Source organism: Shewanella sp. CAL98-MNA-CIBAN-0140 (assembly GCF_040309905.1).
Classification (GTDB): Bacteria; Pseudomonadota; Gammaproteobacteria; order Enterobacterales; family Shewanellaceae; genus Shewanella; species Shewanella psychromarinicola.
The window spans coordinates 30,410-43,527 of record NZ_JBEOPI010000012.1; the positions used below are offsets into that span (position 1 = coordinate 30,410).

Below are 13,118 nucleotides of genomic sequence, written 5' to 3' on the forward strand. Positions count from 1 at the left end.
TTTAAATACTAAATACTAAATACTAAATACTAAAGATTAGCTGGCAAGGCTCTCAGCAGTGGAAAGGTGTTTTTCATGTGTCCTTCTGTTACCACAAAGCCGATGATCTCTTTTTGCTCGTTATACGCTTTTACTGAGCAACCTAAAGCATCAATATCAACCTGCCAGGATGCAACATCTATGACGGTATTACCGCCTAATTGGATAGGCATTTGCGGCGTTTTAACTTTGACCAGCATAGCAGGCAGTTTCAAATCTGTCGGTTGGCCTAATAAGGTTTTCGCTAACGCATTGGCGCTTAACATAATCGGCTGCAGGTAGGACATCACCTTGCCGTTTATCTCGGCGCAGTCTCCCAAGGCATACACATTATTAACTGAGGTTTGCAGCTGCTGATTAACCACCAAGCCGTTGTTGACCTTGAATCCCGACTTTTGAGCTAAACCCACATTAGCCTTTAACCCCGCCGCTGAAATGACACAATCAACAATATGTGTTTTACCCGAGCTGAGTGTGGCACAAATTCCTGATCCGGTTTGGTTTAAGGAGCTAATGGTGCGGCCAAACTCAAATTCAACACCTGTTTCGGTCATCTTCTTTTGTAATACACTGGCGACTATATCTGGCAGCATCGTTGCCATAAGGCCGTTGCTTGGATCTACAACTACTACGCTTTTACCGCAACGGTTAAGATCCATTGCTATTTCAGTACCGATAATGCCGGCGCCAATCACTAAAATCCGCTGCGCATTCTGTAGCTGCAGCTGCGCAGTTTCAAACTCGCGCAAACTATTTAAGGTGATCACCTTGTCGGTTGCATTACCAAGCATCGGTGGAACAAATGTTTTTGCCCCCGTTGCCAGCACCAATTTTGTGTAAGGGTAGGCGACACCTTTAACAAATACCGCCTGTTGATCGCTATCAATGCAGTCAACCTGAGTAAAAGCATGCAGAGTAATATTATTCTCAGAGGCAAATTCCTGCGCACTGAGGCGAATTAAATCCGCACTGCTTTGTTGATTACTAAATACATGGCTCAAATCAGGCTTATTATAATCGTGGCCCTCATCGAGGGTAAAAACAGTTATAGGTATGTGCTGATCTGTGCGCCTAATGGTTTTGATTAACTGATATGAGCCAAAGCCGCTACCAATAATGATGATGGGTGCACTCATGATACTTTCCTTGCTTCAATAGGGATAAATACCTCTTTGCCAAGGCCGCAATCTGGACAGAGAAAGACATCTGGTACTTCGCTCCACGGTGTTCCTGGTTCAACATCTTGATTAGGTTCGCCCAATACTGGCTCATAAACCCAGTTACACACAGTGCATAACATATTTTGTGAATCATCAATTGCCGAAGCAGCCCCGCATTCAGGTTTACTTTCCCGAGACTTAGTTGCTGGCTTAGCGGTGGCAGTGGCTTGATTGTTTTTGGCTAGGGATGCTGGTGAAATGGATTTAACATTACTAAGATCATGCCATGCCCAGTTTTTGGCAATCTGTCGCCCATGGTCGCGGCATTCGCGCATGGCTTTACCATCAGGTCGCCATTTTGCTTTTAGGCCCACAATCGTATCAAATCCGGCATCGGTAAGACGGGTGTGAATACGATCGACCGCACCGCCGTTCCAACCGTAGCTGCCAAAGGCACCGGCTTTTTTATCTTTAAAACGCAGGCCGGTGATCTCTTCTAGCATCCCAGCGACTTTCGGCATCATCACATTATTCATGGTAGATGAACCCACTAATATGCCTTTAGAGCGGAACACATTGGCTAAGATGTCATTTTTATCATGGCGGGCCACATTAAAGACTTTAACTGACACCCCAGGATCAACATCGTGGATCCCCTGAGCAATGGCATCAGCCATCATGCGGGTATTATTAGACATTGAATCATAAAAAATAGTGATCCTGTCTTCCTGATAATTATCTGCCCATTGCAGATATTGATGAATAATCTGGGTAGGGTCATCGCGCCACACTACGCCATGGGCGGTGGCAATAATATCAACTGGCAGATTAAAGCTCAGCACCTCGTTAATTTTAGCGGTAACCAGTGAGCTAAACGGAGTTAAAATATTGGAGTAATAACGTAAACATTGGTCCATCAATTCAATCTGATCAACCTCATCGTTAAACAGATGCTCATCGCAGTAATGTTGACCGAATGCATCGTTACTAAACAATACGGCATCCTCGGTTAGATAGGTCATCATACTGTCTGGCCAATGCAGCATAGGCGTTTCAATAAACACCAACTGCTTGCCGTTACCGATATCTAGCGTGTCGCCGGTTTTGACAATATTGAAATGCCACTCTGGATGATGATGTAAGCCAGTAATGGAATCGATAGCATTTTCGGTACAGTAAATCGGGGTATTAGGGATTTTAGCCATCAGAGCCGCTAACGCGCCTGAATGATCTTCTTCAGCATGATTAATAACAATGTAATCAATCTTATCTAGGTCAATTTCCATCTCAAGATTTTGAATAAACTGCAGGCTGAAGCGATGATCAACGGTATCGATTAAGACATTTTTTTGCTCACGGATAAGGTAACTGTTATAACTCGTCCCTTTGGTTGTTTTATATTCAGTGCCATGAAAATCCAATATTTCCCAATCACGTTGGCCAACCCAGTCGATATTACTTTTAATGTGAATTGTCATATTTACACCTGTATTAAATTGAAAAGTTACAAATTCATAAAGTTAAATATTTTAATGCAGACTGCATGCCAACTAGTTAAGTAACTGATTAATTGGGTAATTATTTAAATTAAAGTTTAGTCGTTGTCATATTAACAACTCTAAAAGGTGTCTTAATAACACCCACGTGTCAAAATGACACGTTCAAGGTAGTGTCCTCTCAAGAGTCTAATAAAGACCTGATCACTGGCCGCCTAGTCTTTGGTCACCCTTACTTGCTTGGCGGTAATGAATCATGGCTAGACCAAGACACATGATAGTGAGCTAGACGAGACTCCTTATGGTAATAACCGTGAGTAAGCAGGCCGCTTTTCTGATGTAAACCTGAAACATTGCTCAGAATTCATTATGTAATGTTAATTATCTAGAGCTCACTCTATTGAAAAAGCCCCCCAATTGAGTACCTGAATAGTCCTAAAATGTATCGCAATAAATGCTGAAAGAGGCTATGTTATTGATTAAAGTAATAGCTTGGCTAATTTGTTAAGCTTGGTCAGCAAGGAGTAGAGTTGCTCGATAATGTGAGGTGATGATATTCCTCATTTTCATTTAACATGTTAAGTGCTGGCAAGTCTCATACAAAGTGCGATGGTTTTTATTGGATTCTAAGGATGATTTACTAAAAAGGCTCAATCTTAGGGAATGTGCTATTCTTTTCTAGAAACGTGTCATTTTTTTGCTAGCGTACATAGACACGATCTCTAGCGCTAGGATAAAAAACTATTGGAATAAGTAGATTTAGCGGGGGTGAAACTAATTACAAGCACAATAGTCATGGGAATTATCATTGCAAGACAACAGCCAAGACAATTTATTGATGATAATCGGTTGAATATACCCACGCTGTGGAACGCTAACACAGCGTCCGGAGATTGATGTTAACTGGCGATGATACCAACGTCGCATGGAATTATTTTTGCTTAAGAAATAAAAGTGTTATCTATGGTGGATGACTAACTTCCGCACAATAAGTTTAGTCGCCAAGAAGTGATCAAGCTTTACCCTAGTCGCTGGCAAATTGAACTGTTATTCAATGAATTTAAAAGTGATAGGATACCGAAAAAAGTTGTTACGCGTCAGCCACTTTTAGTCGAGGGGTTGATCTGGGAGAGCCTGCTGAGTTTGCCGATAAAGCGTGATATCGACCGTGTCGCTCAGCGGCGGTTTAAAATGCAATTATCCCAGCTATAAATGGCCAAAGTAATGCAATCTTGGTTTGAGTGGCTATTAAATCGCTACTAGGAAATTAATCAACAGAAGGTTTATGGAGGGATAACATTTATCACGGCAAATATCTGTCGAGGTTGAGTGTTAAATAATAATATAAACAATGGTTTGTGGTCAGTTCTGGAATATTTAAATGCTTAAAGTCCAGTGTATGTGCTAACAGTAAAATACTGCGATGTGTGCACCACAACTGTGTTATAAGGAAATTATTCATTATGCTTAAACTTACATTGGTTTTAGTCACGAAGTTGACCATTCAGAGTAGAGCCTTTGCTGATCTTTTAAAGACGAGTCTAGATTGTGAGACCCGATTTATTAGTAATGAAATGGAACTGGAGAACCTCGATAGAGCATTAAATCCATTATTACTTGTTGATGTGGCTAACCTACCCAATATTGACGATCGTTGTTGGCAAATCCAGTTTGATACGAATCTTTCTCAAGTGCATATCGTTTTACTCAATACTTCTAAAAAATTCGATAAACAAGACTTACTCGATTGGCCAAATTGTTGCGGTATTTTTCCACAATCATCTTCACTGGTTTTATTGCTACAGGGGATGCGAAAAATTCTCGCCGGTGAATATTGGTTACCAAGAACTATGATGTGCCAGTTACTGCAACACTACCGAAAAGAAGATATACATCCTGAACAACCTATGGTCTCCCTCACTCGCCGTGAGTGCGATGTACTTAGATTAGTGACTGAATGTAAATCCAACATTGATATTGCCAATGCACTATTTGTGAGTGAGCACACGGTCAAATCACATCTTTATAAAGTATTTAAGAAAACGGAAGTTAAAAATCGTACCCAGGCAGCGAATTGGGCAAAGGATAACCCATCTGCATTTAAACAATTGCAAAGATACGACAATAAATAACCTCACTGAAGTGTTAAGCTGGGATCTTTTTACTGATCATGGTCGCATTTTTTATTTTAAATAAAAAACTAGGTTAAACTAACATTAACAGCGACCAAAACTAAAAACTTCCCAGACCAGATGCACTGATATCAATATGAATTTCATCTTCATAGATTCCCCCTGGTCGATTTTCTGTTTCACCAATTTGGATAGTCATAGGTATCCTCTGCCCATTATGGTTCTGTGGCGCATTAACAACCAGCTGATTGCCCGTTACCGTAAAATCAATGACACTGTCAGCCACACTAAATATGTAATCGATATCCCAACGCTCTTGTTTACTTTGATGCCTAAGCTTACCTTGATTATCTGAACGGAAACTAATTTCATAGCCAGCAGTACTTCGAATAAATAAATTAGGATCGATATTCAGCCTTTTTCCTGTTGTCAGGCGACCAAGGTCTAATGGATAAAGTCGTTGCGATAATCCATAGAAACTGATGCTTGCAACAGGAGGAATGCGTGCAGAGATCAATTGATTACGTTCATCTAATACAGTTGTAGACTGTTCAGGATTTGGAATAAGCTGCACGAGTAATTGATTGGTATAGTCTCCTTCTGAACCAAATTGCTGCGCAGGGAAACGTAATTGAAATCGAAAAATGGACTGTTGTGGTGATACCTCGGCAAACCAGTGTCTATTTTGAATAAAACTGCCTGACGTTTGAAGATAGGGGGAAAATGTCAATGAATTTCCGCTTTGCCCCGAGAGTTGATAGCCTTGCTCGATAGTCGAAATCATTAAACTTAAGGCACAATCTTCGTTAGGATCACTAAAACTCACTTTCACCTCGTAGTATTGCATTAACCCAAATGGACTTGTGGTAAAGACATCATATTGATTTTGTGCGCCTGAACTCATTAAACTGACACTTTGTACCCTTGCTTCACAAGCCGCAAAAGCACTAGCAGAATAAATACAGGAAGCAAGAAACATGGCCGTCACGCAGCAAGCCAGTTTCAGCCTTGGCATGATCACTTCGATAAGGTTAGTTAGTGTCATATGGACTCCAGATATATTGGTGCTCTATACACCCTGCGTTAATCAACATAAAGATTACCTAAGCGTAATAAAGCCTTGCTATCATCGCTTATGACTAGCTGATATGTTCGTACGTTTTTGCTATTTAACTTAAGTAAGTAACTACCAGGCTTAAGGCCACTAATGGCAAAGCGACCGCTGCGGTTAGTGAAAAAATCTAAAGCCTCAAAATTTTCATCCGTTTGCGATATTGCTTGTCCGGCTAATAAACTAATAGGCTCACCGGTTTGTTTATCAAATAAGGAGCCCATAGCTGTGATAATGGCATCAGACCCTACCTTAAGCGAATAACCTTGTTTATAACCTGGGTTAAGCGCAAATACCCCATCACCTAAATCGTAGCCAGGGGGTAAATCAGTCACCTCATAGGAAATAAGTTGCTCACTATAAGCCGGTAGATCTGGCACAACCATGGCGCCTAACCCATCGGTATAAACCCTTGAACCTTCATCTGAAATATCTACATCAATGCGATTATTAGCCAGATTAGAGTAGGGTTGTATAATGGCAAAGCTATCGCCAACCGGACGACTAATCGCAACGTTTGCACCAGAAAATACCAATGCTGAAGCCAGTTCTGCGCGGCTGAAATGGCTGCTCTCATTATTACTTAAATCATTAACGCGACTAGTATGCTGTAGGTTAAGATTATATCGATTTGCAGAGTAATCTATACCGGCTTCAAGGTTGGCATCGGTATCACTCGTGCGCTGACCACCAATAAACATATTGACGCCACCCGTTTTACCTATGCCTTTAAGGTAACTATATTCAGTTTGCAAATCTTCCATATCACTACTATAGCTGCTGATTACGCGAGAATATCCCCCAAATGGCCAACTTAAGGTAAATAATGCATTAAATTCATTAGCATCATCCTGGCGATCTTTGTGGGTTAATCTAATACTCCAACTGGCAGGAGTATCAAATAAATCGCCGGAGAGTGCAGGGCTGATTGTCCAATAGTCACCTTGTTCCTGATATGAATCAACATAGTTAACGGTCAGACTGACACGCAAAGCCTGGGTGATCGATTGACTATAACGCCCGGTAAAGAAGTTCCTGTTAATATTGAGCGTAGGCATTAAGTTTATTGGATTAATTGCAGAAATATTTTGTTGCGAAAAGAAATCATCAACTCGACTAAATGACTGCGAAAAATACTCATGAAAGAAACTGAGCTGAGTGTTATTAGGATCATCAGCAAAATCAACATCGAAACCTAGGCTGGCAGCCACGCCTTCACCGACAACATCTTGATGGCTATAAGCGACATTTAAATCAAAAATACCTAATGGCGTAGCAAATAAACTGCGCTGCCCTAGCTGATATAACTCTTGTGCCGCCTGCAGGTTAACGCCGAGGGTCAGAGATGGCGACACGCCATACTCAAACATACCACCGACAATAAATGCATCGTTATCATATTTGAGTTTATCTGCAACTAATTCGCTACTCACTCCCGAGCTAAATGCATATTCAAATTCACCGGGTTTTAATAAGTCCATACCCGTAGCGATACTAAAGTTAATTCGCTCTTGGCGACCATTGCGATCGGTTATCAGCAACTCGACATCACTTACCCCCTCTGCTAATGGAATATCCTCGAGATTATAGGAGCCCGCCCCTAAACTTAGTCTTTTGACCACCACGCCATCAATCAGGACATCGACTTCGGAAGTACGCTCTAAGGTAAATTGACGTGCAGCGGTTGGCCTCACATTACGGGTTGGAATAAGCGAAAAGTCACGAGAAACTCCGAATCCAAGAAAATCGACCCCATTTTGAAAACCGCTGGGACGGCTATAAAAATCCCCCAACACCATACGAGTACCTTGGTTGGGGAAGTCAATATTAAGCCGAGTACCTTGGCGAGAATACACCCCTGACTTACCATCTAATTTATTATAGACAGCTTCATACTCTAATAAGGCATGGCGGTAATTAAGCCCCGCCTCAATAAGATGGTTGAAATCGGTGAAACCTTGACTTTCTTCACTTATATTTTCCGTATTTGATGACGATAAGTAAAGGTTGGTATATCCGCTTAACGTTGAAGCGTCGATATAACGCCGGGTATTTTTTTTAGCTGCAAACGATAAACCGCTTACTTTAAGCGCCTCAATGGGAGCTTGCATGATCAGCTCTAAACTCGACATATCAAAAGTCAAATTAAGCCCCACCTGAGAAAAATCGGCTTGGTTTAATACATCATCATGTTGGTACCCAGCTAATGCCTCGAGGACTTCCGGCACTATAGTATCCGCAAGTAAGGCCAAGGTTGATTTTGCAGGGAGTTCAATATTTTGATCTGCGGTGATAATTAATTCGACGTCACCAATCGCACTATCTTGCAATCGCAATAGGCACTGCAAACGAATGTCTCGCCCAGTGGGGTTTAACTTTATCTCCTCGTTCGCCAAACCTGAAAGCGGCAACAAGCTCAGTAATAGCAATAGTTTACATAACCTGGCCATTAGGGTTCTCGCTCTATGGGGGTTAGAGCTAAACTAAATCCTACGGATAAAGGCCTATCAAGGTGAATAGACAGATTGCGCTTCGAATTGGGTGGGAAAAATGTATTAGTTTGCTCGGCGACCAACGCCTCCCCTTGTATAGTAAGTTCGGTACCGTCGACCCGGGTAATAATCAAGCGATAGTCATTTAGATCGGCGTACTTTCCTCCTTGGTTGTCAATGCTGAATTGCAATAAAGCCGAGGCCTTTGCCTGTTTATCTTGAGAGGGATTTTCCTTTTCGCCGTTGGCAGCTTGCTGGGTTATCGAATTGCGCTTTATCACTAGCAGAGGCTTCATACCAATGGCTGACACATGTACTGCCGCGTTAAAATGGACGAAGATCTTAACCCCACTCTTGTTGGTATTGTCGTCTGACAACTGAGGTTGGCTAAAACGAATAAAATAACTTTGGGACTCAGGCAGGGATTTTTGTCCTAACCACTGTACGCGAACCGACTGCACCGCCCCGGGGGCCAACACGATGGCGGGAGGGAATACTAATAAATCAGGGGTTGTTTCAGGTACAACGGTATAACTGGAACCAACGGCGAACGGATTAAACTGGATCCGATTAACATCGATTTCAACCGGCAATGTAACATTAGAATTATTTTTAATTAAAATTTGCTGATAATTAGGCCGGCTATCAATAGAAAGCGCGGTAACCATGGGAGATATTTCCATCCCATATACAGCCTTTGCCATTGACAGTGTAAGCGTAAATATAAAGCAACAACCAACCACGGCATGCAAGCCTAGTGAATTTCTGTGCATACAACTCCCTGTAACGCTAAGGTTATTCTATTGTCTAAACAAGCGTTAAGCATCACCACTACAATAATAGATATCCCATAAAATCAAAATCGCTATTTCACCATTTCAATTTCAATATTAAGTTTGTCCATACTCAAGGTTTCAATTGGCTGCATGGTTAAGGTACGAGAGGAGTTCGGTAAAATCAAACTGCCGGAGACTAATTCGGAAAGCTGTTCTTTAGTTAACTGCAGTGACTTTACACCATCGCTGACACGCCATTGAGTATTACTAAGACGCACATAACGGTTACCTGAATTATTAATCGTTACCTGCCAATTATTATCTTTAAAACTGATATTTTCGACGGCCAGAATGGCTTTAGCATTGGCCGGCACTACATTGACCAAAGTATTAAAATTGACCGCTAGACTCAATTTTGTGGCACTCTGCCCTGACACGGTAACGGGCAATTGTCGAAAACCTATGCTGTACGCTTGCGACTGGGAAATATCAGGTTCGCCTAAATAACGCACCATCACAGCTTGTGAACGCCCAGCTTGCAATACTGTTGTAACCGGAATAATTAATAAATCATCATCAGCTGGAATATATTCAATATTGCCTGAACTGTTAATTAGCACCTTAAGCGGTACCATTTCAAGTGTAAGTGGTTCGCTGTCGTTATTTTCAACCCGCAAGGTTAATTGGGCATTTCTGCCAACAGGCTCCATTTCGGCCACCATAGGCTGAACTTTATAGGCATATACCTTAGTTACACCAAGGGCACCAATAAGGCATGCCAGCGCTAATAGGCATGATATTTTTTTATTATTTTTTATCATCTGTCACTTCCCAAAAAGATAATGAAACATGAGAGAGTAATACTCCCTCATGTTTTATTTACTTAACCTAAATTAGTTTGCCGCATCAATTTGTACTGTTAAGGTATCTGAATAACCACCAGACCAAGTTGCCCCACCAGGTGTCATAAACGACAATACACCAGCAGCGCCACCGAGCAATCCAGTAGCTGAATATGAAGCATCGACGTTGGCACCATTAGTTCCAACACCGCCTGGCGCATTAAGAACTAAATCTGGATAAGCACCAATTGCCAAAGTGGCGGTATATGGAAGCGATTGATCCTCTGCATCATCTGACTCAAGGCCACCTTCAGCACTGATCATTTGTATCGTTGCACCGTCAGCATCATTACATTCAACAGTTAATCCAATATTTGCTGCATTGGCAGATCCCGAGACGTTACCAAAATCTCTTAATTGGGTATTTAGACCTGAAACCTCACAAACCGCGGGCACATAACCGACTAACTGAACATCACCGGCATTTGCTGTACTTGCGAAAAGTGCTGTTAAAGATGCTGCAACTAAAGTAATCTTTCTCATGGTAAAACTCCTTGTAATATTTCAGATTGGTTTTTTACTAGCCGACCAGTTCTTGCCAACTGGTCGGCAACTTTTCTCCATTGGGGAGAAAATCTCATTAAATACCCTGCTGAGTAAAATTGGGATAAACCTCAATATGCAGGGTATCGCTGTATTTTCCGGCATGTACCAGTGCCTCAGGCAGTGTAATATCTAAGCTTGCTGAAGTCGCAAACGGAATATCCTCGCCAGCACTAAATCGCCGTTCTTGTTGAATATCAATACTATTAGCCGTTAATCTAAACTGAATAGATTCTATTTTTAGCTCAATATCATAGGCCGCAACCACATCATTTTCAGCCTCCGCTTGGCTTAGCTTAAGCCCACCATTCTCTGAGCGTAGGGCAACCAACATCGCTTGATTGCAGTCAATTGCTATCGTTGTGGAGTGGACTAACTGCTGGCTAAAATCGAAAGTGGAGCTGGTGGGTATTGCTATTACACACCTATCTTCAATAACACCTGAAAGTGCCAGAGTCAGTGATTCGTTGGCCTGTGTAGTTGTTAGGCTGTAAGAGAAGTGTAAAACGAGGAATGCGGTTGTATATTTTACAAAAAAAAGCATATTCCTCCCATTTACATTCATATTAATGTCCCCATTACATTAGATTACAGATTACTTTTACATCGATTACCTGAGATAGGTACAGATGAAAGTGTTGCAATAATGTTAGCCATAATACTGATTAACACAATATGAATTAAAGTATGAAGTTTGAGATAATCATTCATACTTACTGTTACGTTAACTCATACTTTCTCAATGTCTTTCTATCAGGGTTAACTATGTAAATTATTGAAAAATAGGTTTTTTACTCGAAATTATAGGTCAGTACATATATATTGGAGTATGACATAGGTATCAGTCCGGCGAACGACACCTCGCTTAGGTAATAAATGATCAGCTTGTTAAGGTTTTGGGATCAGTCCAGTTCCAATCGATGATTAAGTCGTAGAGGCGCCGTTCTCATTATGGCCAAAGAGCCGATTTTTTTTTACAGAAAGGCCGAATATTTGGACGCATTTACAGTATGTTTTATTCATCATTAAGCTAGTGGTACTATGATGCTGCCAACAAAGCCACGGTGAGTCGACGTTGTGAGTTATCCCGTGGACGGTCTTATTTCAGCGTTAAAGACTAGAGTGTGCTGGTAGAAGGTACTGACCGAATTATCCGTGGAGAAAAAGTGGTTCGATTGGCTTAAGCAGCCAACACATTCAAGACAGACTCAACATCCCTACGAAGAACGGACTTAACATTACCAACAGCTTTGGTCATTTACCCAAAGGTGCTGTCGGTTCGTTACCCACATAAACCGAATACTGTAGATATTTCTAAAATGGTGTCAGATGCCGCAAACCGCCAATGTTGGTATTGTGGTTAAAGCCTAACCTTTGCAATTACTTGCAAGTCATTTTCAGCTTGATTGGTATCACGCATGTTTTGCTTGTTGAAATCAGCCAATTTCTTCATTTTCATATACCTTTCACTACTTAGGGCTCACTCTTCTGAGCAATGTACTTAATTTATGCACTGGTATAATTAAAGGCTATCGTAATGAATGCTGAAAGAGGCTATGTTATTGATTATAAGAATGGCTTGGGTTAGTGGCTAGCAAGGCTAGAAAAGGTCGCTGTACAATGACAGCCTATGCCTATCGACTGTTGAGACTGGATGATTTATGTTAGTAATTAGGTGCTTAATGTATGGGTTTGGCTATTGTCTGAATGTTACTCGAGTCTTTCATTTCGGTTTTAGTGATAGCCCATTTGGCACAAGCTTTTAGATGAGCCTGGTGTTTATGAATTCTATTACAACGCGTACATAACACTAATAGCATCGAAAGGATGCGTAAATATTTGGATAAAGGTGAAAAATATGTCAATCACATTGATAGTTATTCTGGTTCTGGTGGCACTGGTGTTTTTTTATGTGACCGGGGTATTTAATAAACTGGTTACGCTGAAAAATCGCTACAAAAATGCCTTCGCACAGATCGAGGTGCAATTAAAACGTCGATATGACTTGATACCTAATCTTGTCGAGACCGCCAAGGGTTATATCAAACATGAACGGCAAACCTTGGAAGCCGTGGTAGAGGCACGTAATACGGCGCAGAATATGTTGTCAAAGGCGGCGGCCGATCCCAGTAACACTGATGCCATAAAAGGACTGAGTGGCGCTGAAAGTAAACTGGGGGAGGCCATGATGAACTTTAACATGGTGATGGAGGCCTATCCGGATCTTAAGGCCAATCAGAATATGCTGCAGTTAAGTGAGGAACTTATCTCCACGGAAAATAAGGTCTCTTTTTCCAGGCAGGCCTTTAACGATCAGGTGATGGCTTATAATACTTATAAACAAACTTTTCCTCCGGTGTTTTTTGCGGCGCGATTTGGTCATGGGCAAGATGCAACATTGTTGGAGTTTGAAGATACTGTGGCCATCCAGGCGGCACCCAAAGTCTCATTTTAGTCATTTTCCTAG

Annotated in this window: 10 protein-coding genes; 2 read left to right on the plus strand and 8 right to left on the minus strand. The window is 41.5% G+C overall.

All coding sequences use genetic code 11. The annotated features are described in order from the left end of the window. Positions 1–29: 29 nt before the first annotated feature. On the minus strand, positions 30–1,175 hold the full coding sequence (norW, locus tag AAEY93_RS08210) for an NADH:flavorubredoxin reductase NorW (protein ID WP_124011727.1): 1,146 nt from the start codon (positions 1,173–1,175) through the stop codon (positions 30–32). Next, positions 1,172–2,677: an anaerobic nitric oxide reductase flavorubredoxin gene (gene norV, locus AAEY93_RS08215; RefSeq protein WP_351076049.1), complete on the minus strand. Its 1,506-nt coding sequence runs from the start codon at positions 2,675–2,677 to the stop codon at positions 1,172–1,174. Before norV ends, norW begins: the two co-directional genes overlap by 4 nt. A gap of 1,481 nt (positions 2,678–4,158) precedes the next feature. Between norV and AAEY93_RS08220 the strand changes: the two genes are divergently transcribed. Further along, positions 4,159–4,827: a LuxR C-terminal-related transcriptional regulator gene (locus AAEY93_RS08220; RefSeq protein WP_351076052.1), complete on the plus strand. Its 669-nt coding sequence runs from the start codon at positions 4,159–4,161 to the stop codon at positions 4,825–4,827. Between the two features lie 100 nt (positions 4,828–4,927). On the opposite strand, the gene AAEY93_RS08225 is transcribed toward AAEY93_RS08220, so the two are convergent. From AAEY93_RS08225 to AAEY93_RS08250, 6 genes are all read right to left on the minus strand, one after another. After that, the gene (locus AAEY93_RS08225) at positions 4,928–5,872 is read right to left on the minus strand and encodes a hypothetical protein (RefSeq protein ID WP_124011724.1); all 945 of its coding nucleotides are present in this window, start codon (positions 5,870–5,872) and stop codon (positions 4,928–4,930) included. Positions 5,873–5,910: 38 nt separating this feature from the next. Next, complete coding sequence (locus AAEY93_RS08230; RefSeq protein ID WP_124011723.1) at positions 5,911–8,388, minus strand: fimbria/pilus outer membrane usher protein; 2,478 nt, start codon at positions 8,386–8,388, stop codon at positions 5,911–5,913. Further along, entirely contained in the window at positions 8,388–9,203 is an 816-nt protein-coding gene (locus AAEY93_RS08235; RefSeq protein WP_124011722.1) for a fimbrial biogenesis chaperone, read from the minus strand. The genes AAEY93_RS08230 and AAEY93_RS08235 overlap by 1 nt, the downstream gene beginning before the upstream one ends. A 92-nt stretch (positions 9,204–9,295) precedes the next feature. Continuing rightward, entirely contained in the window at positions 9,296–10,027 is a 732-nt protein-coding gene (locus tag AAEY93_RS08240) for a fimbrial biogenesis chaperone (protein ID WP_124011721.1), read from the minus strand. 72 nt (positions 10,028–10,099) lie between these two features. Then, on the minus strand, positions 10,100–10,591 hold the full coding sequence (locus AAEY93_RS08245) for a hypothetical protein (RefSeq protein WP_124011720.1): 492 nt from the start codon (positions 10,589–10,591) through the stop codon (positions 10,100–10,102). A gap of 97 nt (positions 10,592–10,688) precedes the next feature. Next, positions 10,689–11,195 carry a hypothetical protein gene (locus tag AAEY93_RS08250; RefSeq protein ID WP_124011719.1) on the minus strand — a complete coding sequence of 169 codons (507 nt, stop codon included), beginning with the start codon at positions 11,193–11,195 and terminating at the stop codon, positions 10,689–10,691. 1,314 nt (positions 11,196–12,509) lie between these two features. Here AAEY93_RS08250 and AAEY93_RS08255 point away from each other — a divergent pair. After that, a complete protein-coding gene (locus AAEY93_RS08255) occupies positions 12,510–13,106 on the plus strand; it encodes a LemA family protein (protein WP_351076058.1) in 597 nt (198 codons plus the stop codon). The last annotated feature ends 12 nt before the right edge of the window (positions 13,107–13,118 follow it).

Coding starts and splice junctions, on each gene's coding strand:
- AAEY93_RS08245 (WP_124011720.1), bottom strand. CDS start 10,591: ATGAGAAAGATTACTTTAGTTGCAGCATCTTTAACAGCACTTTTCGCA.
- AAEY93_RS08235 (WP_124011722.1), bottom strand. CDS start 9,203: ATGCACAGAAATTCACTAGGCTTGCATGCCGTGGTTGGTTGTTGCTTT.
- AAEY93_RS08220 (WP_351076052.1), top strand. CDS start 4,159: ATGCTTAAACTTACATTGGTTTTAGTCACGAAGTTGACCATTCAGAGT.
- norW (WP_124011727.1), bottom strand. CDS start 1,175: ATGAGTGCACCCATCATCATTATTGGTAGCGGCTTTGGCTCATATCAG.
- AAEY93_RS08230 (WP_124011723.1), bottom strand. CDS start 8,388: ATGGCCAGGTTATGTAAACTATTGCTATTACTGAGCTTGTTGCCGCTT.
- AAEY93_RS08250 (WP_124011719.1), bottom strand. CDS start 11,195: ATGCTTTTTTTTGTAAAATATACAACCGCATTCCTCGTTTTACACTTC.
- norV (WP_351076049.1), bottom strand. CDS start 2,677: ATGACAATTCACATTAAAAGTAATATCGACTGGGTTGGCCAACGTGAT.
- AAEY93_RS08240 (WP_124011721.1), bottom strand. CDS start 10,027: ATGATAAAAAATAATAAAAAAATATCATGCCTATTAGCGCTGGCATGC.
- AAEY93_RS08255 (WP_351076058.1), top strand. CDS start 12,510: ATGTCAATCACATTGATAGTTATTCTGGTTCTGGTGGCACTGGTGTTT.
- AAEY93_RS08225 (WP_124011724.1), bottom strand. CDS start 5,872: ATGACACTAACTAACCTTATCGAAGTGATCATGCCAAGGCTGAAACTG.